Genomic DNA, 24333 nt, shown 5'->3' on the forward strand with positions numbered 1-24333 from the left:
GATCACCACACGTAGGCGAGGACTTCCCCACCCACGCCCTTCTGCTCGGCTTCGCGGTCGGTCAGGAGGCCGGAGGAGGTCGAGAGGATCGCCACGCCGAGGCCACCGAGGACCTGGGGGATCTCCGTCGACTTCGCGTAGACCCGGAGGCCCGGCTTCGAGACACGCTTGATGCCGGCGATCGAACGCTCGCGCTCGGGGCCGTACTTCAGGTCGATGGTGAGGGTCTGCCCGACTCGAGCGTCCTCCACCTTCCACTCGCTGATGTAGCCCTCACGCTTGAGGATGTCGGCGATGTTCTTCTTGAGCTTGGAGCTCGGGAGCGCGACGGCGTCGTGGTGCGCGGAGTTCGCGTTCCGCAATCTGGTCAGCATGTCTGCGACCGGATCGGTCATCGTCATGATGTTCGTCCATTTCTCGCCTGGTTTCGACACCCGTTCCACGAATGCCGACCTGAGCGATCGAGTGATCCCGGAGCGGTTCCCCAGGATCGGTGTGTTCGTGCGTGCGGGCCGGAGGACGTGAATCCTCCGGCCCGCACCGCCCGAAGTAGTTTAGACCGTCTGCTCGTTGGAGCGGAACGGGAAGCCGAGCTGACGGAGCAGCGCGCGTCCCTCGTCGTCCGTCTTCGCGGTGGTGACGACAGTGATGTCGAAGCCGCGGACACGGTCGATGCGGTCCTGGTCGATCTCGTGGAACACGGACTGCTCCGTGAGACCGAAGGTGTAGTTGCCGTTGCCGTCGAACTGCTTGTCGCTGAGACCGCGGAAGTCGCGGATGCGGGGCAGTGCGAGCGTGACCAGGCGGTCGATGAACTCCCACGCGCGGTCACCGCGGAGGGTGACGTGCGCGCCGATGGCCTGACCCTCGCGCAGCTTGAACTGTGCGATGGACTTGCGGGCGATGTTGACCTGGGGCTTCTGGCCCGTGATCGCCGTGAGGTCCTTGATGGCCCCCTCGATGATCTTCGAGTCACGAGCGGCCTCGCCGACACCGGTGTTCACGACGACCTTGACCAGGCCGGGGACCTGGTTGACGTTCGCGTAGCCGAACTGCTCGGTGAGGGCCGTCTTGATCTCGGCCAGGTACTTCTGCTTGAGGCGCGGCTGGGTCTTGCCAGCGGGCGCAGCAGTCGTGTCAGTCATCAGAGCTTCTCACCAGACTTCTTCGCGTAGCGGACACGGACGGTCTTCTTGACGCCGTCCTTCTCCACCTCTTCGGTGCGGAAGCCGACACGGGTCGGCTTCTTCGTCTTCGGGTCGACGAGCGCGACGTTCGAGACGTGGATCGAGGCTTCGTGCTGCTCGATGCCACCGGTCTTCGAACCACGCTGCGTCTGGCCGACGCGGACGTGCTTCGTGATGAAGTTCACGCCCTCGACGACGACGCGGTTCTTGTCCTTGAGGACCTCGATGACCTTGCCCTGCTTGCCACGGTCGCCGCCACGCTCCTGCGTCGCGCCCGTGATGACCTGGACGAGGTCACCCTTCTTGATGTTCGCCATGGCTTACAGCACCTCCGGCGCGAGCGAGATGATCTTCATGAACTTCTTGTCACGGAGCTCGCGACCGACCGGACCGAAGATGCGCGTACCGCGCGGGTCGCCGTCGGCCTTGAGGATCACTGCCGCGTTCTCGTCGAACTTGATGTAGGAGCCGTCCTGACGACGGGTCTCCTTCTTGGTGCGAACGATGACCGCCTTCACGACGTCACCCTTCTTCACGTTGCCGCCGGGGATGGCGTCCTTCACCGTGGCGACGATGACGTCACCGAGACCGGCGTAGCGACGACCCGAGCCACCGAGCACGCGGATGGTCAAGATCTCCTTGGCACCCGTGTTGTCGGCGACCTTCAGGCGGGATTCCTGCTGAATCACTGCTGTCTCCTATTCCGAAGCAGGCCGAGGCCTACTTGGCCTTCTCGAGGATCTCGACCAGGCGCCAGCGCTTGGAGGCGCTGAGGGGACGGGTCTCGCTGATCACGACGAGGTCGCCGACACCAGCGGTGCCGAGCTCGTCGTGGGCCTTCACCTTGGACGTACGACGGATGATCTTGCCGTAGAGCGCGTGCTTCACGCGGTCCTCGACCTCGACCACGATGGTCTTGTCCATCTTGTCGCTCGTCACGTAGCCGCGACGCGTCTTGCGGTAGCCGCGAGTGAGGGCGGCGGAGTTCTTCTCTTCGTTCGCCATTACTTCTCCTCGGCGGTCTCGGCCTCGGTCGACTCGGCCGGCTTGTCAGCCTTCTTCGTCGTCTTCTTGGCCTTGGGGGCGGTCTCGACGGGCGCGGGAGTGGCACGGATGCCGAGCTCGCGCTCGCGGAGGACGGTGTAGATGCGGGCGATGTCGCGCTTGACGGCACGGAGACGACCGTGGCTCTCCAGCTGGCCGGTGGCCGACTGGAAGCGGAGGTTGAAGAGTTCCTCCTTGGCCTTCTTCAGCTCGTCAGCGAGACGCTCGTTCTCGAACGTGTCGAGCTCCGTCGGACGGAGCTCCTTGGAACCGATCGCCATTATGCGTCGCCCTCCTCGCGCTTGATGATGCGTGCCTTGAGGGGCAGCTTGTGGATTGCACGAGTCAACGCCTCACGGGCGATCTCCTCGCTGACGCCGGAGAGCTCGAAGAGCACCCGGCCCGGCTTCACGTTCGCGACCCACCACTCGGGCGAACCCTTACCGGAACCCATGCGGGTCTCGGCGGGCTTCTTGGTCAGCGGACGGTCCGGGTAGATGTTGATCCAGACCTTGCCACCACGCTTGATGTGACGCGTCATGGCGATACGAGCGGACTCGATCTGACGGTTGGTCACGTACGCCGGGGTGAGGGCCTGGATGCCGTAGTCGCCGAAGCTGACCTTGGTGCCACCGGTGGCCTGACCCGAACGCTTCGGGTGGTGCTGCTTGCGGTGCTTGACTCGACGGGGAATAAGCATGGTTACGCCTCAACTCCTGCGCCGGCCGGCGCGTCCTGCGGGGCCTGCTGCGGGCGGCGGTCACCGCGGTCGCCGCCACGACGGTCGCCGCCACGGTCGCCACGCTCACCGCGCGGGCCGCCACGACGCTCGGGGCGCGACGAACGCTGGTTCGCCTGCTCGCGAGCGAGCTCCTTGTTCGTGATGTCGCCCTTGTAGATCCAGACCTTCACGCCGATGCGGCCGAACGTGGTCCGGGCCTCGTAGAAGCCGTAGTCGATGTTCGCGCGGAGCGTGTGCAGCGGCACACGGCCTTCGCGGTAGAACTCCGAACGCGACATCTCGGCGCCGCCGAGACGGCCCGACACCTGGATACGGACACCCTTGGCGCCGGCGCGCTGTGCACCCTGCAGGCCCTTGCGCATGGCGCGACGGAACGCGACACGAGCGGAGAGCTGCTCGGCGATGCCCTGCGCGACGAGCTGAGCCTCGGTCTCGGGGTTCTTGACCTCGAGGATGTTCAGCTGGATCTGCTTCTTGGTGAGCTTCTCGAGCTCACCGCGAACGCGCTCCGCCTCGGCGCCGCGGCGACCGATGACGATGCCGGGACGAGCCGTGTGGATGTCCACGCGGACACGGTCACGGGTGCGCTCGAGCTCGATGCGGGCGACACCTGCGCGGTCGAGGGTCTTCTTCAGGTACTCGCGCACCTTGATGTCCTCGGCCACGTAGTCGGCGTAGCGCTGACCGGCCTTCTTGCTGTCGGTGAACCAGTGCGAGACGTGGTCCGTCGTGATCCCGAGACGGAAACCGTACGGGTTGACCTTCTGGCCCATTAGTTGCTCGCCTTCTTGCTCGTCGCGGCAGCCTCGACCTCGTCCGGCGTCGCGAGGACGACCGTGATGTGGCTGGTGCGCTTGTTGATGCGGAAGGCGCGGCCCTGGGCGCGCGGCTGGAACCGCTTCAGGGTCGTGCCCTCGTCGACGAAGACGCGGCTCACGTAGAGATCGCGCTCGTCGAGGAAGCTGTTCGTCGAGTCCGCCTTGACCCGTGCGTTCGCGATCGCCGAGGCGACCAGCTTGTACACGGGCTCCGAAGCGCCCTGGGGGGCGAACTTCAGGATGGCGAGGGCCTCGTGGGCCTGCTTGCCGCGGATCAGCTCGATGACGCGACGGGCCTTCTGAGGCGTGACGCGGATGTGTCGCACGCGTGCGATCGACTCCACCATTTCGTTCCTCCTCTGCGTCGCCGCCTTAGCGGCGACGGCCCTTCTTGTCGTCCTTCACGTGACCACGGAAGGTGCGGGTCGGCGCGAACTCGCCGAGCTTGTGACCGACCATTGACTCGGTGACGAACACCGGGATGTGCTTGCGACCGTCGTGGACGGCGATCGTGTGACCGAGCATGTTCGGGACGATCATCGACCGACGCGACCAGGTGCGGATCACGTTCTTGGTGTTGGCCTCGTTCTGCGTGACGACCTTGCGGAGCAGGTGCTCGTCGACGAAGGGGCCCTTCTTCAGACTGCGTGGCATCTTCTGAACTCCTACTTGCGCTTCTTGCCGGCGTTACGGCGACGGACGATGAGCTTGTCGCTCGGCTTGTTCGGCTTGCGCGTACGGCCCTCGGACTGACCCCAGGGGCTGACCGGGTGGCGACCACCGGAGGTCTTGCCCTCACCACCACCGTGCGGGTGGTCGACCGGGTTCATCGCGACACCACGGACGGTCGGGCGGACGCCCTTCCAGCGCATGCGGCCGGCCTTGCCCCAGTTGATGTTCGACTGCTCGGCGTTGCCGACCTCGCCGATGGTGGCGCGGCAGCGTGCGTCGACGTTGCGGACCTCGCCCGACGGCAGACGGAGCTGCGCGTAGGGGCCGTCCTTGGCGACGAGACGCACCGAAGCGCCGGCCGAGCGGGCCATCTTGGCGCCGCCACCGGGGCGGAGCTCGATGGCGTGCACGACGGTACCCACGGGGATGTTGCGCAGCGGCAGGTTGTTGCCGGGCTTGATGTCGGCGCCGGCGCCCTGCTCGATGACGTCGCCCTGCTTGAGCTTGTTCGGCGCGATGATGTAGCGCTTCGTGCCGTCCACGTAGTGCAGGAGCGCGATGCGCGCAGTGCGGTTGGGGTCGTACTCGATGTGAGCGACCTTGGCGTCGACACCGTCCTTGTCGGAGCGACGGAAGTCGATCACGCGGTACTGGCGCTTGTGGCCACCACCGATGTGACGCGTGGTGATGCGGCCGGAGCTGTTGCGACCACCGGTCTTCGGCAGCGGACGAAGCAGGGACTTCTCCGGAGTCGAACGGGTGATCTCAGCGAAGTCGGCGACCGACGAGCCGCGACGACCGGGGGTCGTCGGCTTGTAGTTACGAATAGCCATGATTTATCCCTCTGGTCCTCAGCCGACAGCCGTGAAGATGTCGATCGAACCGGACTTGAGCGTCACGATGGCGCGCTTGGTGTCCTTGCGCTTGCCGAGACCGAACTTGGTGCGACGGGTCTTGCCCGGACGGTTCAGCGTGTTGATGCTCGCGACCTTGACGTCGAAGATCTTCTCGATGGCGAGCTTGATCTCGGTCTTGTTCGAGCGGGGGTCCACGATGAACGTGTACTTGCCCTGGTCGATGAGCGCGTAGCTCTTCTCCGAGACGACCGGCGAGATGATGACGTCGCGCGGGTCCTTGTTGAAGCCGCTCATGCGGTGATCTCCTTCGCGGTCTTCGACGCGATGAAGGCGTCGAGGGCGCTCTTGCTGAAGACGACGGCGTCCGAACGCAGCACGTCGTAGGCGTTGAGCTGGCCGTACGAGAGCGCGTGGACGTTCGACAGGTTGCGGATCGACTTGAGCGTCAGCTCGTCGTCCGTCTCGAGCACGACGAGCACGTTCCTGACGGGCGCGACCTTCTCGAGGAGCGTGCGGGCGGTCTTGGTCGACGGCAGTTCAGCCGCGACGAAGCCCTCCACAGCGGAGATGCGGCCACCGCGGGCGCGGTCCGAGAGCGAGCCGAGCAGAGCAGCGGCGATCATCTTCTTCGGGGTGCGCTGCGAGTAGTCGCGCGGGGTCGGTCCGTGGACGACGCCACCGCCGGTGTGCTCAGGAGCACGGACGGAACCCTGACGGGCGCGGCCGGTGCCCTTCTGCTTGAACGGCTTGCGACCGGCACCGCGGACTTCGCCACGGTTCTTGGTCTTGTGGGTGCCCTGACGCGCGGCTGCGAGCTGCGCGGTGACGACCTGGTGGATCAGCGGGACGTTGGTCTCGACGTCGAAGAGAGCTGCGGGGAGCTCGACGGTGCCGGACTTGGCACCCGATGCGTCGAGGACGTCGATCGTGGTTGCGGTCGTGGTGGCCATGATCACTTACCCTTCACGGCGGTGCGGACGAAGACGGAGCGGCCACGAGCACCGGGGACGGCGCCCTTGACGAGCAGCAGACCCTTCTCGGCGTCGACGGCGTGCACCGTGAGGTTGAGGACGGTCACGCGGTCGCCACCCATACGACCAGCCATGCGCATGCCCTTGAAGACGCGCGACGGGGTCGAGGAAGCACCGATCGAGCCGGGCTTGCGGTGGTTGCGGTGCGCACCGTGCGAGGCGCCGACGCCGTGGAAGCCGTGGCGCTTCATGACACCGGCGAAGCCCTTGCCCTTGGAGGTACCGACGACGTCGACCTTCTGGCCCGCCGTGAACGTGCTGTCCACGGTGAGCTCCTGGCCGAGCGTGTACTCAGCGGAGTCGTTGGTACGGATCTCGGTGAGGGTGCGACGCGGGGTCACGCCAGCGGCCTCGAAGTGGCCAGCGGCCGGCTTGTTGACCTTGCGCGGGTCGATCGCACCGGCGGCGATCTGGATCGCCTCGTAGCCGTCGCGCTCAGCGTTGCGGATCTGGGTGACCACGTTCGGGCCGACCTCGATCACGGTGACGGGGATGAACTTGTTGTTCTCGTCCCACACCTGGGTCATCCCGAGCTTCTTGCCGAGGAGGCCCTTGACGGTCTTGGTTGAGTTCGCCATTGGTCAGCCCCCTTACAGCTTGATCTCGATGTTGACGTCGGCCGGCAGGTCGAGTCGCATGAGCGAGTCCACGGCCTTCGGCGTCGGGTCGACGATGTCGATGACCCGCTTGTGCGTGCGCTTCTCGAAGTGCTCGCGCGAGTCCTTGTACTTGTGAGGGGAACGGATCACTGCGATCACGTTCTTCTCGGTGGGGAGCGGCACCGGGCCGACCACGGTCGCACCGGCACGGGTCACCGTGTCGACGATCTTCCGGGCCGACGTGTCGATGACCTCGTGGTCATACGACTTGAGCCGGATGCGGATCTTCTGTCCCGCCATGTGTCTCTTGTCCTCTCTGCGCCGCGCACCCTCTGGCCGCCTGACGCCGCTCGGTTCCGCATTCCTGCGGACCGTGCTGTTTTCCTGAACCAACCGGCCGCATCCACTGGGGATGACCGCTGTTCACCTGTCAACCTCGCGGGCGACCGTGGCCGTCCAGCGTGGGCAATCGACTGCCTCGTGCTCCGGGCGCAGCAGTCGTACACTGCGTCCGTCACCTCTCGGGGAGTCGTGTTCTGCTGCCTGCGGCCCAACCCAGCCCTGCTGAACAAGGGGGTTGTGCACTGCCAGAGCAGTGATCCTGTGGGCGTACACCCACGGGGAATTCGGAACCGGACAAGTCTCGCATAGCCCCGGCCCACGTGCAACCCGGGCGTGTCGTGAATTGCCGGGCGTGTCCCGCCGGCTCGTTTTCCCGGATGCACGCGGATCGGACGGCATGGAGGCCCGGCTCGGCCCCGCAACGCGACGCACCCTCCGGACATGGTCCGGAGGGTGCGTCGACACGTGTCAGGAGACCGTCACTCGGCGGTCACCGGCGGCACGAACCACGGCGGGAAGACGGCCACCCGGGGCGCGTGTCCCCCGTGGTCGGCGAGCACGGCGCGGACGGTCTGCCGAGCCTTGTCGTTCGGCACACCGATGACGGCCACCGAGGTGAACGGCACGCTCGGGCCGGCGAGCAGCTCGAGGCCGTGCATCTCCGGGTCGCTGAAGTCCGTGCGCCGGATCAGGTTCGTCGCGGCGTCCGGGCCGACGGCGAACCGGACGTCGTCGGCGTCGGCGTCCTGGTCGGCGACGATGACGGAGGCACCGAACGCCGAGACCGGCACGACGAGCACGACGTAGTCGACGGCACGTGTCCGGCGGGCCGCGTCCGACCAGCGCTCACCCTCGGCGCCCGTCCGGAGCTCGTCCCAGCGGGTGGCATCGGGCGAGAGCATGAACGGGACGTGCCCGGCGATCGAGGAGCCGTCCGGCGCCTCGGCCTCGGCGCGGGCGGCGCGGGTACCGGCGGAGCTGACGTCGACGACGGGCTCGGCCTGGTCGGATGCGAGGATCGCAGCAGCCCCGACGATGCCGTCGAGGTTGTCGATGTGGGTCACGTGGTGGGCACGGAGCGCTGCGAACTCACGCGCCTCGGGGAGGTCGGCGGACGACGAGCGGAGCGACGTCGGCGACCGGAGCGACGTCCCGGGGCCGGAGGCCGGTGGGTCGACGCGCAGGTTGGTGGTGATGCGGGTCCGGCGGGGGGCCGGGGTGGCTGGGATCTCCGACGCTTCGCGCTGCCGGGGTGCGCAGATGTCGCAGAGCTCGGTGGGGAAACCGTGGATGCACTCGTCGGTCACGACTGTTGTGGGTCCTTCCGTGCCGTGTGGGGTGGTCCGGCACGTCGACCAACGCTACGTCATCCGGGCCGTCCCGGGGTCATTGTCGGTAGAGCAGGGCCCGGACCTCGGCCTCGGCTGACGCCAGGCGGTTCGGATCGATGGTCTCCCCGTGATCGTACGCGTCGAGCAGACGGGGGTCGATGTAGCTCTGTCGGCACACCGTCGGGGTGTTGCCGAGTTCTTCACTGGCGGCCTTCACGGCATGCGAAACGGCCTTCTTCCGCTTCGCCTGCGACGACTGCGGCCCGGTCTTCGCCAGGTCCACGGCAGCGGCGACCGTCCCGTGCAGCGTGCGGAAGTCCTTCGCGGTGAACTCGTCGCCGGCGCGCTCCTTCACGTAGGCGTTGATGTCCTCGGCGGAGAGGGGCTCCCACTCGGCCCCACGACGTTCGCGGAACGACAGCAGCCGCGCGTTCGGGCCACGGCGCTTCATGCCCGCGATGACACGCGCGAGGTCGTGGTCGTGGATCGACGACGACCACTCCTGTCCGCTCTTGCCCGGGAAGTCGAGCTCGATGTCGTCACCCGAGACGTGGGCGTGCGCGCAGAGCAGCGTCGAGAGTCCCCGGCTGCCGTGCTCGGTCGCGTACCGCTCGGACCCGACCCGGAGCGATCCCTGGTCGAGCATGCGGAACGCCGCGGCCAGCGCCCGGCGGCGGTCCGGCTCAGGGCGACGGAGGTCCTGGGTCACACCACGTCGGGCGACCGGCAGCGACTCGGCGAGTGCGAGGGCGCGGTCGTACTTGATGCGGTCCATCCGTTCACGCCACGACGGGTGGTACATGTACTGCCGTCGGCCGGCCCCGTCCGTACCGGTGGCGAGGATGTGCCCGTTGGCGTACGGGGAGATCCAGACGTCGTCCCACGCCGGCGGGATCACGAACTCCTCGAGCCGACGGCGCTCCTCCGGGTCGGTCACCGTCTTGCCGTCGGGGTCGCGGAACGAGAAACCGCTCCCGGATCGGACGCGGTGGTAGCCGCGACCGGAGGTCGCGGATCTGCGGAGACGTGTCACTCGTCGAGCCAACTCCGGGACGCCTGTGACGGGTCACGGGGCGGACGGGAGGCGCGGGGCGGACGCAGCCCCGAGCCTCCCGTCCGGTGCCCTGTACGGCCCGGCAGCGGCCGCACACGACGAAGCGGGGCCGGGCCCGGAGGCCCGACCCCGCTGTCGCAGGTAACGAGAGTTACTTGAGGATCTTCTCGACCGTACCGGCGCCGACCGTACGACCACCCTCACGGATGGCGAAGCGGAGGCCCTCCTCCATGGCGATCGGCTGGATCAGCTCGACGGTCATGGCGACGGTGTCACCGGGCATGACCATCTCGGTGCCCTCGGGCAGCGTGATGACGCCGGTGACGTCCGTGGTGCGGAAGTAGAACTGCGGGCGGTAGTTCGCGTAGAACGGGTTGTGACGCCCACCCTCGTCCTTGGTCAGGATGTACGCGTTCGCCTGGAACTCGGTGTGCGGCGTGACCGAACCCGGCTTCACGACGACCTGGCCGCGCTCCACGTCCTCGCGCTTGAGGCCACGGATGAGCAGACCGGTGTTGTCACCGGCGACCGCCTGGTCGAGCAGCTTGCGGAACATCTCGATGCCCGTGACGGTGGTCTTCTGCGTCGCGCGGATGCCGACGATCTCGACCTCCTCGTTCAGGTTGAGCGTGCCACGCTCGACGCGACCGGTGACGACCGTGCCACGACCGGTGATCGTGAAGACGTCCTCGATCGGCATCAGGAACGGCTGGTCGGTGGCGCGCACCGGGTCCGGCACGTGCTCGTCGACCTGGGCCATGAGGTCCTGGACCGACTTGACCCACTTCTCGTCGCCCTCGAGCGCCTTGAGCGCCGAGACCTGCACGACGGGGGCGTCCTCGTCGAACTGCTGCGAGCCGAGGAGCTCGCGGACCTCGAGCTCGACGAGCTCCAGGATCTCCTCGTCGTCCACCATGTCGGACTTGTTCAGTGCGACGACGATGTAGGGGACGCCGACCTGGCGGGCGAGCAGGACGTGCTCACGCGTCTGGGGCATCGGGCCGTCGGTGGCGGCGACCACGAGGATCGCGCCGTCCATCTGTGCCGCACCCGTGATCATGTTCTTCACGTAGTCGGCGTGACCGGGGGCGTCGACGTGCGCGTAGTGACGCTTCTCGGTCTGGTACTCGACGTGCGAGATGTTGATCGTGATGCCGCGCTGGCGCTCCTCGGGAGCGTTGTCGATCTGCGCGAAGTCGCGGGCCTCGTTGAGGTCCGGGTACTGGTCGTGCAGAACCTTGGTGATCGCCGCCGTGAGCGTGGTCTTGCCGTGGTCGACGTGACCGATGGTTCCGATGTTGACGTGCGGCTTGGTGCGCTCGAACTTGGCCTTGGCCACTGTGGGTCCTCCTCAGGACTCGGAAGCGTCACCCCCGGCCGGCCCTGGATGGGCTCGGGACCGTTGGTGCGCGGTGTGTGTCTGTACTTTACTTGGTGGCGAGGGGCCCGTCGCCGGGCGCCCCCGCCTGTGGAGAAGCGCTGAGCGCTACTCCCCCGCGTTCTTCGCGATGATCTCCTCGGCGACCTTGGCCGGGACCTGGCTGTAGGTCTCGAAGGTCATCGAGTAGACCGCACGACCAGAGGTCTTCGACCGCAGGTCGCCGACGTAGCCGAACATCTCGGACAGCGGCACGCTCGCGCGGACCACCTTGACGCCCGAGGCGTCCTCCATCGAGGCGATCTGGCCACGACGGGAGTTCAGGTCACCGATGACGTCGCCCATGTACTCCTCAGGAGTACGGACCTCGACGGCCATGATCGGCTCGAGGATCGCCGGACCCGCCTTGCGAGCGGCTTCCTTGTAGGCGATCGAACCGGCGATCTTGAACGCCATCTCGGACGAGTCGACGTCGTGCGCCGCGCCGTCCTTGAGGGTGGCCTTCACGCCGACCGTCGGGTAGCCCGCGAGGATGCCGACCTGCATGGCGTCCTGGATACCGGCGTCGACCGACGGGATGTACTCGCGCGGGACACGGCCACCCGAGGTCGCGTTGACGAACTCGTAGACCTTCTCGCTCGTGACCTCCATCGGCTCGAGCGCGATCTGCACCTTCGCGAACTGGCCGGAACCACCGGTCTGCTTCTTGTGGGTGTAGTCGTAGCGCTCGACGACCTTGGTGAGCGTCTCGCGGTAGGCCACCTGGGGCTTGCCGACGCTCGCCTCGACGTGGAACTCGCGCTTCATGCGGTCGACGAGGATGTCGAGGTGGAGCTCGCCCATGCCCTTGATCGTCGTCTGACCGGTCTCGGCGTTGAGCTCGACGCGGAACGTCGGGTCCTCTTCGGCGAGCTTCTGGATGGCCGTGGAGAGTTTCTCCTGGTCGGCCTTCGTGTTCGGCTCGATGGCGACCTCGATGACCGGCTCCGGGAACGTCATCGACTCGAGGACGACCTGGTTGGTCGGGTCGCACAGGGTGTCACCGGTGGTGGTGTCCTTGAGGCCGATGACCGCGTAGATGTGGCCAGCGGTCACGTTGGCGACCGGGTTCTCCTTGTTGGAGTGCATCTGGAAGATCTTCCCGATGCGCTCCTTCTTGCCCTTGGTCGAGTTGATGACCTGGGCACCGGACTCGATCGAGCCGGAGTAGACGCGGACGTACGTGAGACGACCGAAGAAGGGGTGCACCGCGACCTTGAACGCGAGGGCCGAGAACGGCTCGGTCGCGTCGGGCTTGCGGATGATCTCCTTCTCCTCGTCCTTGACGTCGTGGCCGATCATCGGCGGCACGTCGAGCGGGGACGGGAGGTAGTCGATGACGGCGTCGAGCATCGGCTGGACACCACGGTTCTTGAACGCGGAACCGCAGAGGACCGGGTAGAGCGTGCTGCTCACGGTGAGGGCACGGATGGCTGCCTTGATCTCGGCGACCGAGAAGTCGGTGTCGCCCTCGAGGTAGCGCTCCATGAGGACGTCGTCCGCCTCGGCCACGCGCTCGATGAGCTTCTCGCGGTACTCGGCGGCACGGTCCTGCAGGTCGGCCGGGATCTCTTCGATCTCGTACTTCGCGCCCATCGCGACGTCACCCTTGGCGTCGCCGCGCCAGGTGAGTGCACGCATCTGGACGAGGTCGACGACGCCTTCGAACGAGCTCTCGGAACCGATCGGCAGCTGGAGCACGAGGGGCTCGGCGCCGAGGCGGTTCACGATGGTGTCGACGGTGTAGTAGAAGTCGGCGCCCAGCTTGTCCATCTTGTTGACGAAGCAGATGCGCGGGACGTCGTACTTGTCGGCCTGACGCCAGACGGTCTCGGACTGGGGCTCGACGCCCTCCTTGCCGTCGAAGACGGCGACCGCACCGTCGAGGACGCGGAGCGAGCGCTCCACCTCGACCGTGAAGTCCACGTGACCGGGGGTGTCGATGATGTTGATCTGGTTGTTGTCCCAGAAGCAGGTCGTCGCGGCCGACGTGATCGTGATGCCGCGCTCCTGCTCCTGCGCCATCCAGTCCATCGTGGCAGCGCCGTCGTGGACCTCACCGATCTTGTGCGTGATGCCCGTGTAGAACAGGATGCGCTCGGTCGTCGTGGTCTTGCCGGCATCGATGTGCGCCATGATGCCGATGTTGCGGACCTTGTTCAGGTCGGTGAGCACGTCCTGTGCCACAGGGTTCCTCCGGAAGAGTTGTAGGAGAGGTTGGCGGCCGTCCGGGCGCCGGGGTTCTTGACCACCGGCGCCCGGACGGTGCCGGGACTACCAGCGGTAGTGGGCGAAGGCCTTGTTCGACTCGGCCATCTTGTGCGTGTCCTCGCGGCGCTTGACCGCGGCACCGAGACCGTTGGACGCGTCGAGGATCTCGTTCATGAGACGCTCGGTCATCGTCTTCTCGCGACGGGCCTTGGCGTACGAGGTGAGCCAACGGAGCGCGAGGGTGTTCGCGCGGTGCGGCTTGACCTCGACCGGGACCTGGTAGGTCGAGCCACCGACACGGCGGCTGCGGACCTCGAGGGTCGGACGGACGTTGTCGAGCGCCTTCTTCAGCGTCACGACGGCGTCCTGCTGGTTCTTGGCGGAAACGCCTTCGAGTGCACCGTAGACGATGCGCTCGGCGAGGCCCTTCTTGCCGTCGAGCAGGATCTTGTTGACGAGCTGGCTGACGATCGGCGCACCGTAGACCGGGTCGGCGACGACGGGACGCTTGGGGGCGGGACCCTTACGAGGCATCTAACTCAACCCTTCTTCGCGCCGTAGCGGCTACGAGCCTGCTTACGGTTCTTGACTGCCTGGGTGTCCAGGGCGCCACGGATGATCTTGTACCGCACACCCGGGAGGTCCTTCACACGACCGCCGCGGACGAGCACCATCGAGTGCTCCTGGAGGTTGTGGCCCTCACCGGGGATGTAGGCCGTGACCTCGGTGCCGTTCGAGAGCTTGACACGAGCGACCTTGCGCAGTGCCGAGTTCGGCTTCTTCGGGGTGGTGGTGTAGACGCGGGTGCACACACCACGCTGCTGGGGGTTCGCCTTCAGGGCGGGCGCCTTGGTCTTGGTGACCTTCGGCGTACGACCCTTGCGAACCAGCTGCTGAATAGTAGGCAACTGTTCTCCTGGTTCTTCGCTCGTGCTCTCTGGCCGGCGCGTTCCGCCGGCTTCCTCGTCCCACGCTGATCACCGCCGGACGGCGGATGTTCGAGTGGGGGACGGAGTGGTCCGGCTGGGCGATCCCGCTCGCCGGACTTTTCGGGCGCGCCCGAGGGCGCACACCCGGTAGAGACTACCCGCGTAACGGGACGAAATCAATCCGGGTCACCCGGGGAACGGACACCGTCATGAGCTGGTGTCGGAGGACCCGTTGCCCACCGCGGAGCGGAACGTGGCCCCGTCGGACGAGAAGCTCGTCACGTACCCGCTCGCGTTCACGTTGAGGGGCCCGGCCGAAGCCGTCCCGGTGCCGGCTGCGCCCGAGATGTCCGCCGTGTACGTGGCCCGGCCGAACGTCGTCGTCGTGATGAGCCAGCCGTTCGTCGTCCAGCTGCCGACCCGGACCGTCGGCCGCGTCTCGAGCGTCCACTTCTGGTTCGTGTACGTGTAGGCCGGGTTCTGCCCGTACGCGTAGAAGCTGCACCCGGCGGGGGCGGCGTCGGTGGAGGCGATGCAGGCGTCCACCCAGTCGTCCACCGCGCGCTTCGCGGCCTGCTGGCCCGCGGTCGTGAGGGTCGTTGTCATCTGCACGGGGGTGGAGGTCGACCGTCCGAACCCGTTCACGGACGCCGAGCCCCCGCGGGCCGTGGTCCACTTGCCGCCGTCGAACGCGACGTCGTAGGTCCCGGGCAGCGCACGGAGGCTCACCGTGCCGTCCTTCGCGGTCTTCGCACTCCGACCAGCGACGCTGACCGAGGCGCCGGACGGCCCCCGCACGGCGACGTCGACCGTGCCGAGCTCCGGGGCCTGCAGCTCCCAGATCGGGAACACACCCCAGTCCGTCCCGGTCTTGTCGAGGGTGAAGGTCGCAGCGACGTCCTGCCCGCCCTGTCGCAGGTACGTGCGGACCGTCGCGGTGTCGCCCTCCGTCCGCGTCGCGGCGACGCGGTAGCCGGTGACCTTGTCGGACGCCTTCGCGTAGGCAGCGTCGCCGAGCAGCACGTCGGACTTGTCGCGTTCGATGCCCGCGTCGTCGAGGGCGTCGGCCACGCGTCCGGCTGTCAGGTCGTCGAGGAAGGCCCGCACCGGGCGGTCGGCGGAGTGCGAGGAGGAACCGACGGAGTACCCGACGACCCCGGCGACGAGCAACAGGACGACCGCCGTGCCGCCCGAGATGATGCCGACGAGCTGACCGCGGCGGAGCTTCCGGCGGGGGCGCTGCGGCCCTGGTCCTGGTACCGGCGCGGGCGTCGCGGTCGTGCCACGGATGGACGCCACCGCCGGGACGGCTCCCCAGCCGCCCTGCTGGTCCAGATCCTGCGCGTGCTGGTCGCTCATCGTTCCCCCGTTGCGTGTGCGTCGTGCCCCCGCAGACTACCGCCCGGCGGACTCCTCGCCCGTGATCGTCCGGTCCCGTCGCGCACGCTCGTCCGCCGCTTCCGCGCCGCCCGCCGTGCGGGCACCACCGACCGCGCCGGCTCCGCCCGCCACACGCACCTGGTGGCGAGCCATCGCGATCCCGCCGAGGACCGACAGGAGCGCCACCACGACGGACCCGACCACGAACGGGCCGAGGGCGTACCCGGCGGGGAAGACGAGGAGCTCGGTCGCGTCCGAGCGGACGAGCGCGTACCCCACGGCTCCGACGCCGAGCATCACGAGGTAGACCGTCGCCGCCGCGACCAGGGCCGTCACCCCCGGGTTGCCGTCACGCACGCCGGCGGCGGTCGCGAGGAAGACGACGATCGCAGCCGCGACCACCATCGCCGGGCCGAGGTACGGAGTCGCGTCCGGTTGCGAGATGACCTCGACGTCGGCGAGCAGCGCTTCGAAGCCCGTGACGGCGATCACGAGCGCGATGAAGAGGACCGACGTCATCGTCGCGATCAACCACCGGGACATGGGCCGATCGTATCGCCGAGCGGCTGGTCAGCGAGCGGTTTCCGCGTGGTTCGCATCGTCGGCGTGCTCGCGACGGTCCGCCCGCTCGGACTGCTCCTGCGCCGCCGCGACCAGCGCGAGCGCGATCGTCGCGGTGATGATCGGGACGGTGTCCGTCATCGGGGCGGGCGCGGTGCCCGGCGACTTCGCGGCGGCCTCGGACGTCTCGGTCTCGGCCGTCTCGGCCGTCGCGTCCGTCGCGTCCGTTCCGCGTTCGGCCTGGAGGCCCGTGGCCGCGCCCGCCTCGGCGGCCTCGTCCGGCTCGTGGTTGCGCAGGGCCGGGCCGATGACCGGCAGGACCCCGGTCGTGGCCGCCGGTTCCGCGTGGAGGACGGGCGCCTCGGCGTCTGCGGTTCCGTCGCGCTTCGCCGCACGCCGCGCTCGGCCCATCTTCACCAGCACGACGACGGCGACGACCGCCCAGATGCCGTTGACGATCGTCGAGGGGACGGCGTGGTGGGCGGCGACGTTGATGGCCACAGCCAGGCCGCCGACGAGGTTGAACAGCTGGTAGAGCGGGCCGTTCGGGATCTTGCCCGTGGAGAAGAGGACGTAACCGGCTAGAACAGTTACAGCACCGAACCAACCGAGGAATTCGACGATTCCGACCAACACGCGCGACTCCGGCACGACGAGGAACGGCCGGTTCGAGCCGACCGTTCGAGGGGGATGAGCAGCCGCGATCACGGGCTCAGCAGCATCGTAATCACAACGACGGGTGTCGCGGAAGTGGGGTCGGCGCGGCGCGGCCGCCCCCAGTCCGTGGGGTCGGGTCAGCCCTTCGTGGCGGTGTCCGGCTCGGCGGTCAGGACGTACACGTACCCGCCGAAGGTCCACGTCGTCGCAGCCGCTGCGGCCGGGTCGGTCGAGTCCTGGGACACCGAGGACGACACCGTGGTGACGAGGAACAGTCGGGCCCCGTCCTGCATGCCTCCGACGAACGCGAGGGCCTGGTCGAACGATCCGTCGATCGACACCGACACCGGGATCGCCGAGAAGTTCGCAGCCGAGATCGCGGGATCGGTCAGCGGGGCAGTCGCGGCGTCGGTTGCCCCTGTGGTCGGCTCGGCGGTCGCACCATCGGTCGGCGTCGCCGCCGTGTCCGTGGCGGCTGGTGCGGGAGCGGTGTACGCCACCGCGTCCGAGGTCGTGATCGCCGACACCGTGACGCCTGCCCGGGCGGCAACGCTGTCGACCGCGCCGTAGAACGACGACATGCTCGCGCTCGACGGCACCGAGGCGGTGAGCGCCGCGAGCTCTGCCTTGAGCTCCGGCAACGACTTCGCCCGGTCCTTGAGTCGGGCGAGCTCCGCCGCCGTCGTCCGGTTCGTGGCGTCCACCGACACTTGGTCGAGGCGGTCGGACGCCGCCTGTGCGAGGTGGGGCTGCACGCCGAGGAAGAACCCGGCGAGCGCCACCACGGCCATCGCCACGACGGCCAGGAGCATGTTGAGTCGGTTGCGGGTCATGTCACTCGCCCTTGTCCTGGTACTTGCCGTCGTAGGCTGCCTCGTCGACGTGGATCGTCATGTTCACGGTGTACGTGCCGGTCGTCTCGTCGAGCGTCACCGAGTTCGCGGTCGCGTCGACGAAGCCTTTGAGGCCCTTCACCGCGTCGAGCCACGACGGGACCGACGGCAGGGTGGGGCTCTGGGCGTCGATGGTCAGGGTCGCGACCCGCTGGCCCTGCAGCGGGCTGTCCGCCTGTGCGTACGTCTCGAGCGGAGTGGCCGAGTCGATCGCGACACCGGTGATCTCGACGCCGGCGGGGAGCGAAGCCTTCAGCGAGCCGAGGTACGGCTGCCAGGCGATCTCGGTGGACCCCCCGACCGACTGCGCTGCCTCCCGCAGAGCTGTGCCGGCCTCCGTGTCCCGGACCTCGCGGTAGTTCGCCTGCTGCTGCAGGAGCGACAGGGTCTCGTTCTGCGCGTGGGTCAGGTCGTCATGCGCCTCGCTGGACAACAGGCTGGCTCCTGCGGTGGCGATCCCGACCACGATGGCCACGAGGACGACCCCAGCCCACAACCGGCGGACCACCCGCCGGCTGCGCCGGTCGGCGAGCACCTCGGTCGGCAGAAGATCGACGCTCGGTCGACCGCCCACGACGATCTCGTTGGCGGTCGTGCGGCGCTGCCGTTTGGCGCGTTCGGCACTCTCGGCGGCGACGCGCACGGCGGGGTCGGTCGCCGCCCCTCGGCGACGGCTCCGTCCTGTGCGCGCGACCTTCGACTCGGTCGTCTGGCTCATGCTGCCTTCCCTCCCGCGGCGAGTCCCCACGCGACCGCGATCGACGCGCCGTGGGCGTGCAGGTCCTCGACCCGGATGGACTTCGCGAGCGCGACGTTCGCGAACGGCGCTCCGAACCGGACGGGCGTCCGGGTGAACTCCGAGAGCGCTGCGGAGAAGCCCGGCAGCGCAGCCGCCGCCCCGCAGAGCAGGATCTCGGCGACGGGCTCGGCGGGGTGGGTGTTCACGAAGTAGTTGACGGTGTTGCGGAGGCTGGAGAGCAGTTCGCCCATGGTCTCGCGGACCGCCGCGACAGCGAGGGCATCGTCGCCGGTCTTCGCGCGCTCCGGGTCCATGCCGAGGTGCCGTTTGACGGCTTCGGCCGCCCCCTCGTCGATCGACAGGCGACCGGCGAGCAGCCGCGTGATGTCGTCGCCGCCCGTCGGCACGATCCGGACGAACTTCGGCACGCCGTCGGTGACGATGACGACGGTCGTCGTGTTGCCGCCGCACTCGACGATGGCGACCGTGCCAGACCGGTTCGCCGGCGCCAGCACGCGTGCCAGGGCGAACGGGATGAGGTCGACACCGACCGGCTTGAGGCCTGCGTTCTGCACCGCACGGACGTTGGCGAGCACGGCGTCCTTCACCGCGGCGACGAGGAGACCGCTCACGGTGGGGCCGTTCTCCCCCGTCTCCTCGCTCGTCGGGTAGAAGTCGAGGATGGCGTCGCCCACGGGCACCGGGAGCATGTCCTGCACCTGGAAGGGCAACGATTCGCGGATCTGCGCGATGGGGGCCTTCGGGACCGTCAGGTCGCGCGACAGCACCCGCTGGTTGCCCATGCCGAGCACGACGTCCTTCGAACGGAAGCGCCCGAGCGACCAGAGCTGTCGGAGCGCACCCGCGACGGTGTTCGGCTCGAGCACCTCCCCCTGCTTCGTCGCGCCCGGGGGCACGGGGACCTCGGCGAACCGCAGGATCGTCGGCCTCGGCTTGTCGGCGTCCTGGACCTCGACAGCACGGATCGCGGCGGCGCCGATGTCGACGCCCACGATGCTCTTCGACATGGGTGGTCCTTCCGTGACCGTCTTCGGGTCGGTCTGGTGGGTCAGCGCGCGACGAGGCGTCAGGCGAGTCCGAGGAGGCGCAGGTAGCCGTCCCAGGCGGGGGCACCGACGGCGATGCCGAGCCAGGCACCGGCGAGCATCCAGGGGCCGAACGGGATCCCGCTGCGACGGCCCGCCCGGCGCACGACCAGGAGGACGACTGCGAAGGTACCTCCGAGCAGGAACGCCGCGAAAGAACCCACTGCGAGGGGTCCCCATCCGAGGTACGCGAGCACGAGGCCGAGCACGCCGGCGAGCTTGACGTCCCCGAGCCCCATCCCGCCGGGCACGGCCAGCGCGAGCGCGAGGTAGGTGCCACCGAGGACGACCAGGCCGATGAGCCCCCGGAGCGCGGCACCCCAGTCGTCGGACACCGCCGACGCCGCCAGCAGGAGCACGGGCAGCACGATGTAGGCCGGCAGCACGATCCGGTTCGGCAACGTGTGGGTGTCGAGGTCGATGAGCGTCAACGAGATGCTGATCGCCATCAGGTACAGGAGCGCGACGAGCAGGATCGCAGCGCGGATCGTTCCGGAGACGCCGTCCGGTGCCGCCAACGTCGACCACGGTGCGAGTACCGAGAGCAGGGTCACCGCGACGAAGAGGAGGCCCGTGGCGGCTTCGACGAGCGGGTACCGGGCCGAGATGGGCGCGCCGCAGTCGCGACACCGGGCCCGCAGGACGAGCCAGGAGACCACGGGCACGTTGTCGCGGCGACGGATCTCGTGGCCGCACCCGGGGCAGGAGCTGGCCGGCACGACGACGGACATGCCCGCGGGCACCCGGTGGACGACGACGTTCAGGAACGACCCGATCGCGAGGCCGAGCACACCGACCAGCACGGCGACGAGGGGCGCCACACCGGCGAGGGAAGTCACGGTCACTTCCCCGTCGGGGTGCCGTCGGCGCGGAACGCCGTGGCCGACTCGGTCTCGGTCGTCACGCCGTACGTCGTCGACACGGGCTGCAGGAACTTCGGCGGGGCCGAGGTCTTCAGCCTGGTGTCGTAGGCGTACGCCTTCGCGTAGCCGGTGAGGTACGAACCGTACGAGGTCCGCACCGAGCCGCGGAACTGCTGCGCGATCGAACCGTAGATCGTCAGGACGCCGAGGTTCGACCCGAACGCGCTGTTCTGCACGTTGAAGGTGCCGAGGTTGCTCGCGATGGCGGCATCGATCTCGATGTTCCGGGTCGGGGCGAGGTTGGCGGACGAACCCGACGAAGTGGCGCACGTGCTGCTCGTCCCGGAGGAGCACGAGATGGGGTTGTAGACGGACACTGCTCGCTGCCCAACGAGGCCGAGCATGTCGTCCGAGCCACGCCCGTTCTGGTAGACGATGCTCCCGGTCACGTAGACGAAGTTCTCGGCGGCCAGGGTCATCTGCCCTCCGAACGAACCCGACACGAAGACGTCGCCGTTCCGGCATCCGTAGTACCCGGAGTCACCGAGGCTGCCGGTGAACTCGTTGCTCTTCGGGTAGCCGAGTCCGTTCCCGTAGTCAGAGGTGGTCTTGCCGCTGGCGTCCTTCACGTTCTGCTGGCAGTAGACCGGCGAACCGGCGTTCACGGTCCCGTTCACGGTTCCGCCCGGGGGCGGTGTCGTGTTGGGCGCCCAGTAGTTGGGGTCTCCGCTGGCGCTGGGGACCGTCTGCACGAAGACCAGGTTCGACGGCAGGGTCGGGATGACCGCTCCCGCTCCGGTCAGCGCCGAGACCGATCCACAGAGTGCGTCGTTCGTGCTGCCGCTGGTGATCGTGCCGTTCGCGGCGCCGGAGAGCTGCGTCTTCTTCGTCCACGGTGAGACGACGCGCATCTTGCCACCGGACAGGAAGGTGATCGACGTCGGCCCGGTGTAGATGCAGCCGGGCTTCGCGACCTTGTCGGGGATGTCCGTCCGTGCCTCCTGCTTCATGTTCGCGTTCGTGCTCGGCATCGGGAGGGTGCCCCTGGTCTGGATCAGACCGCCGTTGAACTTCGTCGAGGTCCGGCACGACGAGTCGACCTTCGTCTCCTTGCTCGTGTAGAAGAAGTCGGCTGCTCCGGTGTCGTACACGGCCTGGTTGAACGTCGCACCGCATGCGGTGATGACGTCGTTCGTCCGGACGGGGCCGTCGAGCGTGTCACCCGCACCGAACTGCACCGCGTCGCAGCTGGTGTAGTAGTTCCAGTTGCTGTCGTTGCGGTGTGCGGAAGTACACCGCGTCGTCGTCGGAGCGCCACTCGTCGTCGTGGTGGTCTCACCGGTGAGGCCGGGGTCCTGCGACTCGTAGTTCGTGAACCAGAGGTAGTTCACGAAGCCGTCACCGCGCAGGTCGACGACGAGCGTCCGGGTCGCGTCGTCCGCCTTGCCGGTGACACGGAGACGGACCTTGCCGGTGTTCGCGTAGGCGGAGTTGTCGACCTCGTACCGGTAGAACTGATCGGTGCTCCCCACGACCGGTGCCCAGGTTCCGCCCACGGTCGTTCCGAAGGCCTTGTTCGCGGTGTCGGTGGAGTACGTGCTCTCACCCGAGAACGGGGTCCGAACCCCGTACTTCACGTACGCGTTGTCAGCCGCGAGACGTCCCTGGTAGTCCGACAGGCCGGCGTACGCCGCAGCCATCGCCTTGTTGTAGTCGTCGTCGTTCGACGCCTTCGTCGCGCCGCTCGTCGCGGTCGCGACCACCAGCGAGAGCACGATCATGAGCACCGCGCCGAGGCCGATGACGGCCGCGAGCGCCACGCCACGTTCGTCGTCACGGCTGCGGAGGGCACGGACAAGTCGGATGAGCATCATGACTCCGTCGCTGCGCCGTAGTCGAGGTTGCGCAGGTTGATGTTCGCTTGGAAGGTGGTGTCGTTCGCGGTCGTCCCCGTCACGGATCCGACCGTGAGCGTCACGTCGACCGATCGGATCGAGTCGAGGGTTGCGGCTGTCGGGGTGACGACGCCATCGGCGGCGTTCCGGTAGCTGAACAGCGGGCTGCTGCCGGCGCTCGTCCGGATGACGTCGGCCAGCACGATGGTCTTCGTCGTGCCGGTGAACGTGCAGTACCCGTTCGCCGGGCAGTCGCCACGCTGGAGCTGCATGCGGAGCTTCGTGCCCTGCGTGTCGATCGTGACCTTGGTGAGCCCGGCCCGGGACGTGGAGAGGTCGACGCCGGAGTAGAACCGCATGCTCGTCGCCGTCGCACTCTCGAACGCCGCCAGGTTCGTCGTCTTCGTCAGCTGCACGCGGGACGCTTCACGCAGGTACCGGCTCACCTGCGTCATGGAGGTCGTGCCCTGCCGCGTGCTGTCGTTGACCGACGAGACCGTCCGCTGGGCCTTGATCATCGAGACGAAGAAGCTCCCGACCAACGTGAGCAGGAGTGACGTGACGAGCATCGCCACGAGGAGCTCGACGAGCGTGATGCCCCGTTGCTCCGAGTGGAGACGACGGATGATCGCCCGCATCAGCTGACCGGCCTGGGATCGACCATCACGGCACCGCCCCGGACGGCGCCGTTCGTGACCATCGCGGCGTTCTCGTTCGTGAGGGCGAGGGCGTTCGTGGTGGACCCGGCCGTGTCCCCCGAGTAGAGCTTCCAGGTCCCCCACGGCAACGCGATCGACGTAGTGCCCGCTGCGAGCTTCGGGAACTGCAGGGTCATCCCTGCGGCACAGCCCGGGTCGCCGTTCACGGGCGTCGTCGTCTTCGCGGTCAGGAACTTGCCCGCCGTCAGGCCCGAGAGCTTGACCGCCCCCATCTGCACGGTGATCGTCGCCTTGTTGTTCAAGGGCTCCGAGGGTGTCCCGACCTTCGACTTCGCATTCGGGGTCGTCCAGGACCCCGGCTCCGGGCTGAGACAGGTCGACGACGAGGTACCCGACGCGTCGACGACGTACGACCCGGCGACCACCCGGTAGCTCCCGTACGGGAACAGCGACGCCGATCCGGCGGTGTTGGTGAGTTGCGTGGTGCCGGAGGTCGGGTTGATCAGCGTGGTGGACATGTTGGTCGGGAGCGTCGCACCCACGTCCGGAGTGGACGCGTACCTGAAGGTGTACTTCGCTGCCACGTCGAAGCTGAAGGCAGCGGCTCCGGAGGAGCCTGCGGCGACGGTGATCGTCTGCGTCGACGGGCTGACCTGCTGGTTCGAGTCGATGTAGCCGCTCCGGGCGATTTTCACCGAGTACGTGCCGGGAGCGACCCCGGAGACGTAGGTGCACCCTTCGGCATCGGTCGCCGGGACGGTGACGCCGGCCGGACCGCTGACCGTCGGGACGATCCCGGACACACCGATGCCGTTCGCGTTCGTGACGCCGATCAGGATCGAACCGGTGGTGTCGGAGTTGATGTTCGTGAGCGGAGCGATCGCGCTCGACATCGTGACCTGCTGCGAGCCGGACGGCGACGCGCTGGTCTTCCAGCTGACCGTCACCGTGACTGCCTTGTACGACAACGTGCCGTCCCCGGTACCGCAAGCCGTTGCACTGCTCGAGGAACGGGTCCACGACACCTTCCGAGTGAGGGCGAACGTCTGATTGCCGACCGTCGGGGAATCAGTGCCGCTCTTGATGTCGAAGATGCTCGGGAGGTTCCGGAGGTTGTCGATGTCCTCCATGGCGACCGTCGACGCGACCTCACGTGCACGGGTGTCCTTGGACAGGACGAGCGAAGCGGTGATGCCGGCCGCGATCCCGGCGGCGATCAGCGCGAAGATGGTCATGGCGACCATCACCTCGATGATCGTGAACCCGTCCTCGTTCGCACGTGCGGAACGCAGTCGCTCGGCGATGCGCGAGATCATGGCGTTCCCTTCTGCTCGTGCTGGTCAACG

General features: G+C 67.9%; 31 protein-coding genes. All 31 read right to left on the bottom strand.

Annotated features, from left to right (window positions below; genetic code table 11):
* Positions 1–2 precede the first annotated feature (2 nt).
* The 31 genes from rpsH to KK087_RS04195 all read right to left on the bottom strand — a co-directional run bounded on the left by rpsH (position 3) and on the right by KK087_RS04195 (position 24303).
* Complete coding sequence (rpsH, locus tag KK087_RS04045) at positions 3–401, bottom strand: 30S ribosomal protein S8 (RefSeq protein ID WP_017885519.1); 399 nt, start codon at positions 399–401, stop codon at positions 3–5.
* Between the two features lie 153 nt (positions 402–554).
* Positions 555–1145, bottom strand: a complete 591-nt coding sequence (rplE, locus tag KK087_RS04050) for a 50S ribosomal protein L5 (protein WP_214529437.1) — start codon at positions 1143–1145, stop codon at positions 555–557.
* Positions 1145–1504: a 50S ribosomal protein L24 gene (rplX, locus tag KK087_RS04055; RefSeq protein WP_214529438.1), complete on the bottom strand. Its 360-nt coding sequence runs from the start codon at positions 1502–1504 to the stop codon at positions 1145–1147. Before rplX ends, rplE begins: the two co-directional genes overlap by 1 nt.
* Positions 1505–1507: 3 nt before the next feature.
* Positions 1508–1876, bottom strand: coding sequence for a 50S ribosomal protein L14 (gene rplN, locus KK087_RS04060; protein ID WP_017885523.1), 369 nt, complete (start codon positions 1874–1876; stop codon positions 1508–1510).
* A gap of 31 nt (positions 1877–1907) precedes the next feature.
* Positions 1908–2192: a 30S ribosomal protein S17 gene (gene rpsQ, locus KK087_RS04065; protein WP_017885524.1), complete on the bottom strand. Its 285-nt coding sequence runs from the start codon at positions 2190–2192 to the stop codon at positions 1908–1910.
* Positions 2192–2512, bottom strand: coding sequence for a 50S ribosomal protein L29 (rpmC, locus tag KK087_RS17605; protein WP_017885525.1), 321 nt, complete (start codon positions 2510–2512; stop codon positions 2192–2194). The genes rpsQ and rpmC overlap by 1 nt, the downstream gene beginning before the upstream one ends.
* Entirely contained in the window at positions 2512–2931 is a 420-nt protein-coding gene (gene rplP / locus KK087_RS04075) for a 50S ribosomal protein L16 (RefSeq protein WP_017885526.1), read from the bottom strand. Before rplP ends, rpmC begins: the two co-directional genes overlap by 1 nt.
* A gap of 2 nt (positions 2932–2933) precedes the next feature.
* The gene (rpsC, locus tag KK087_RS04080; protein ID WP_017885527.1) at positions 2934–3746 is read right to left on the bottom strand and encodes a 30S ribosomal protein S3; all 813 of its coding nucleotides are present in this window, start codon (positions 3744–3746) and stop codon (positions 2934–2936) included.
* The gene (gene rplV / locus KK087_RS04085) at positions 3746–4138 is read right to left on the bottom strand and encodes a 50S ribosomal protein L22 (RefSeq protein WP_017885528.1); all 393 of its coding nucleotides are present in this window, start codon (positions 4136–4138) and stop codon (positions 3746–3748) included. The genes rpsC and rplV overlap by 1 nt, the downstream gene beginning before the upstream one ends.
* Before the next feature lie 25 nt (positions 4139–4163).
* Complete coding sequence (rpsS, locus tag KK087_RS04090; protein WP_017885529.1) at positions 4164–4445, bottom strand: 30S ribosomal protein S19; 282 nt, start codon at positions 4443–4445, stop codon at positions 4164–4166.
* A gap of 11 nt (positions 4446–4456) precedes the next feature.
* Positions 4457–5296, bottom strand: coding sequence for a 50S ribosomal protein L2 (gene rplB, locus KK087_RS04095; RefSeq protein WP_194651094.1), 840 nt, complete (start codon positions 5294–5296; stop codon positions 4457–4459).
* A gap of 18 nt (positions 5297–5314) precedes the next feature.
* Positions 5315–5614: a 50S ribosomal protein L23 gene (gene rplW, locus KK087_RS04100; RefSeq protein WP_027466729.1), complete on the bottom strand. Its 300-nt coding sequence runs from the start codon at positions 5612–5614 to the stop codon at positions 5315–5317.
* Positions 5611–6270, bottom strand: coding sequence for a 50S ribosomal protein L4 (gene rplD, locus KK087_RS04105; RefSeq protein WP_214564289.1), 660 nt, complete (start codon positions 6268–6270; stop codon positions 5611–5613). Before rplD ends, rplW begins: the two co-directional genes overlap by 4 nt.
* A gap of 2 nt (positions 6271–6272) precedes the next feature.
* Positions 6273–6929 carry a 50S ribosomal protein L3 gene (gene rplC, locus KK087_RS04110; RefSeq protein ID WP_017885533.1) on the bottom strand — a complete coding sequence of 219 codons (657 nt, stop codon included), beginning with the start codon at positions 6927–6929 and terminating at the stop codon, positions 6273–6275.
* 12 nt (positions 6930–6941) lie between these two features.
* Positions 6942–7250 (bottom strand): 30S ribosomal protein S10, encoded by a 309-nt coding sequence (rpsJ, locus tag KK087_RS04115; protein ID WP_017885534.1) that lies wholly within the window; start codon positions 7248–7250, stop codon positions 6942–6944.
* 521 nt (positions 7251–7771) lie between these two features.
* Positions 7772–8599, bottom strand: coding sequence for a DarT ssDNA thymidine ADP-ribosyltransferase family protein (locus tag KK087_RS04120; protein ID WP_214564290.1), 828 nt, complete (start codon positions 8597–8599; stop codon positions 7772–7774).
* A 79-nt stretch (positions 8600–8678) separates the two neighbouring features.
* Entirely contained in the window at positions 8679–9656 is a 978-nt protein-coding gene (locus KK087_RS04125) for a DNA topoisomerase IB (RefSeq protein ID WP_214529440.1), read from the bottom strand.
* Positions 9657–9828: 172 nt separating this feature from the next.
* Positions 9829–11016, bottom strand: coding sequence for an elongation factor Tu (gene tuf / locus KK087_RS04130; protein WP_214529441.1), 1188 nt, complete (start codon positions 11014–11016; stop codon positions 9829–9831).
* 147 nt (positions 11017–11163) lie between these two features.
* Entirely contained in the window at positions 11164–13281 is a 2118-nt protein-coding gene (gene fusA / locus KK087_RS04135) for an elongation factor G (protein WP_214529442.1), read from the bottom strand.
* Positions 13282–13368: 87 nt separating this feature from the next.
* Positions 13369–13839: a 30S ribosomal protein S7 gene (gene rpsG, locus KK087_RS04140; protein WP_017885539.1), complete on the bottom strand. Its 471-nt coding sequence runs from the start codon at positions 13837–13839 to the stop codon at positions 13369–13371.
* Positions 13840–13844: 5 nt separating this feature from the next.
* The gene (gene rpsL / locus KK087_RS04145; protein WP_017885540.1) at positions 13845–14213 is read right to left on the bottom strand and encodes a 30S ribosomal protein S12; all 369 of its coding nucleotides are present in this window, start codon (positions 14211–14213) and stop codon (positions 13845–13847) included.
* Between the two features lie 228 nt (positions 14214–14441).
* Positions 14442–15593 carry a hypothetical protein gene (locus tag KK087_RS04150; protein WP_214564291.1) on the bottom strand — a complete coding sequence of 384 codons (1152 nt, stop codon included), beginning with the start codon at positions 15591–15593 and terminating at the stop codon, positions 14442–14444.
* A 36-nt stretch (positions 15594–15629) separates the two neighbouring features.
* Positions 15630–16157, bottom strand: coding sequence for a DUF6121 family protein (locus KK087_RS04155; protein WP_214564292.1), 528 nt, complete (start codon positions 16155–16157; stop codon positions 15630–15632).
* A gap of 27 nt (positions 16158–16184) precedes the next feature.
* Complete coding sequence (locus KK087_RS04160; protein ID WP_214564293.1) at positions 16185–16808, bottom strand: CBU_0592 family membrane protein; 624 nt, start codon at positions 16806–16808, stop codon at positions 16185–16187.
* 161 nt (positions 16809–16969) lie between these two features.
* Positions 16970–17665, bottom strand: a complete 696-nt coding sequence (locus KK087_RS04165) for a hypothetical protein (protein ID WP_214564294.1) — start codon at positions 17663–17665, stop codon at positions 16970–16972.
* Between the two features lies 1 nt (position 17666).
* Positions 17667–18443: a PilN family protein gene (locus KK087_RS04170; RefSeq protein ID WP_214564295.1), complete on the bottom strand. Its 777-nt coding sequence runs from the start codon at positions 18441–18443 to the stop codon at positions 17667–17669.
* The gene (pilM, locus tag KK087_RS04175; RefSeq protein WP_214564296.1) at positions 18440–19492 is read right to left on the bottom strand and encodes a type IV pilus assembly protein PilM; all 1053 of its coding nucleotides are present in this window, start codon (positions 19490–19492) and stop codon (positions 18440–18442) included. Before pilM ends, KK087_RS04170 begins: the two co-directional genes overlap by 4 nt.
* Before the next feature lie 59 nt (positions 19493–19551).
* Positions 19552–20415, bottom strand: a complete 864-nt coding sequence (locus tag KK087_RS04180) for a prepilin peptidase (protein ID WP_214564297.1) — start codon at positions 20413–20415, stop codon at positions 19552–19554.
* Positions 20412–22307 carry a pilus assembly PilX family protein gene (locus tag KK087_RS04185; protein WP_214564298.1) on the bottom strand — a complete coding sequence of 632 codons (1896 nt, stop codon included), beginning with the start codon at positions 22305–22307 and terminating at the stop codon, positions 20412–20414. The genes KK087_RS04180 and KK087_RS04185 overlap by 4 nt, the downstream gene beginning before the upstream one ends.
* Positions 22304–22966 (bottom strand): PulJ/GspJ family protein, encoded by a 663-nt coding sequence (locus tag KK087_RS04190; protein WP_214564299.1) that lies wholly within the window; start codon positions 22964–22966, stop codon positions 22304–22306. Before KK087_RS04190 ends, KK087_RS04185 begins: the two co-directional genes overlap by 4 nt.
* Positions 22966–24303, bottom strand: a complete 1338-nt coding sequence (locus tag KK087_RS04195) for a prepilin-type N-terminal cleavage/methylation domain-containing protein (protein ID WP_214564300.1) — start codon at positions 24301–24303, stop codon at positions 22966–22968. Before KK087_RS04195 ends, KK087_RS04190 begins: the two co-directional genes overlap by 1 nt.
* Between the last annotated feature and the right edge of the window lie 30 nt (positions 24304–24333).

It is taken from the genome of Curtobacterium aurantiacum (assembly GCF_018598555.1).
Classification (GTDB): Bacteria; Actinomycetota; Actinomycetes; order Actinomycetales; family Microbacteriaceae; genus Curtobacterium; species Curtobacterium aurantiacum.

Excerpts from the sequence above, each read along its gene's own strand:
- rpsH (WP_017885519.1), bottom strand. The coding sequence starts at position 401 with ATGACGATGACCGATCCGGTCGCAGACATGCTGACCAGATTGCGGAAC.
- rplE (WP_214529437.1), bottom strand. The coding sequence starts at position 1,145 with ATGACTGACACGACTGCTGCGCCCGCTGGCAAGACCCAGCCGCGCCTC.
- rplX (WP_214529438.1), bottom strand. The coding sequence starts at position 1,504 with ATGGCGAACATCAAGAAGGGTGACCTCGTCCAGGTCATCACGGGCGCG.
- rpsQ (WP_017885524.1), bottom strand. The coding sequence starts at position 2,192 with ATGGCGAACGAAGAGAAGAACTCCGCCGCCCTCACTCGCGGCTACCGC.
- rpmC (WP_017885525.1), bottom strand. The coding sequence starts at position 2,512 with ATGGCGATCGGTTCCAAGGAGCTCCGTCCGACGGAGCTCGACACGTTC.
- rplP (WP_017885526.1), bottom strand. The coding sequence starts at position 2,931 with ATGCTTATTCCCCGTCGAGTCAAGCACCGCAAGCAGCACCACCCGAAG.
- rpsC (WP_017885527.1), bottom strand. The coding sequence starts at position 3,746 with ATGGGCCAGAAGGTCAACCCGTACGGTTTCCGTCTCGGGATCACGACG.
- rplV (WP_017885528.1), bottom strand. The coding sequence starts at position 4,138 with ATGGTGGAGTCGATCGCACGCGTGCGACACATCCGCGTCACGCCTCAG.
- rpsS (WP_017885529.1), bottom strand. The coding sequence starts at position 4,445 with ATGCCACGCAGTCTGAAGAAGGGCCCCTTCGTCGACGAGCACCTGCTC.
- rplB (WP_194651094.1), bottom strand. The coding sequence starts at position 5,296 with ATGGCTATTCGTAACTACAAGCCGACGACCCCCGGTCGTCGCGGCTCG.
- rplW (WP_027466729.1), bottom strand. The coding sequence starts at position 5,614 with ATGAGCGGCTTCAACAAGGACCCGCGCGACGTCATCATCTCGCCGGTC.
- rplD (WP_214564289.1), bottom strand. The coding sequence starts at position 6,270 with ATGGCCACCACGACCGCAACCACGATCGACGTCCTCGACGCATCGGGT.
- rplC (WP_017885533.1), bottom strand. The coding sequence starts at position 6,929 with ATGGCGAACTCAACCAAGACCGTCAAGGGCCTCCTCGGCAAGAAGCTC.
- rpsJ (WP_017885534.1), bottom strand. The coding sequence starts at position 7,250 with ATGGCGGGACAGAAGATCCGCATCCGGCTCAAGTCGTATGACCACGAG.
- rpsG (WP_017885539.1), bottom strand. The coding sequence starts at position 13,839 with ATGCCTCGTAAGGGTCCCGCCCCCAAGCGTCCCGTCGTCGCCGACCCG.
- KK087_RS04150 (WP_214564291.1), bottom strand. The coding sequence starts at position 15,593 with ATGAGCGACCAGCACGCGCAGGATCTGGACCAGCAGGGCGGCTGGGGA.
- KK087_RS04155 (WP_214564292.1), bottom strand. The coding sequence starts at position 16,157 with ATGTCCCGGTGGTTGATCGCGACGATGACGTCGGTCCTCTTCATCGCG.
- KK087_RS04165 (WP_214564294.1), bottom strand. The coding sequence starts at position 17,665 with ATGACCCGCAACCGACTCAACATGCTCCTGGCCGTCGTGGCGATGGCC.
- KK087_RS04170 (WP_214564295.1), bottom strand. The coding sequence starts at position 18,443 with ATGAGCCAGACGACCGAGTCGAAGGTCGCGCGCACAGGACGGAGCCGT.
- pilM (WP_214564296.1), bottom strand. The coding sequence starts at position 19,492 with ATGTCGAAGAGCATCGTGGGCGTCGACATCGGCGCCGCCGCGATCCGT.
- KK087_RS04185 (WP_214564298.1), bottom strand. The coding sequence starts at position 22,307 with ATGATGCTCATCCGACTTGTCCGTGCCCTCCGCAGCCGTGACGACGAA.
- KK087_RS04190 (WP_214564299.1), bottom strand. The coding sequence starts at position 22,966 with ATGCGGGCGATCATCCGTCGTCTCCACTCGGAGCAACGGGGCATCACG.
- KK087_RS04195 (WP_214564300.1), bottom strand. The coding sequence starts at position 24,303 with ATGATCTCGCGCATCGCCGAGCGACTGCGTTCCGCACGTGCGAACGAG.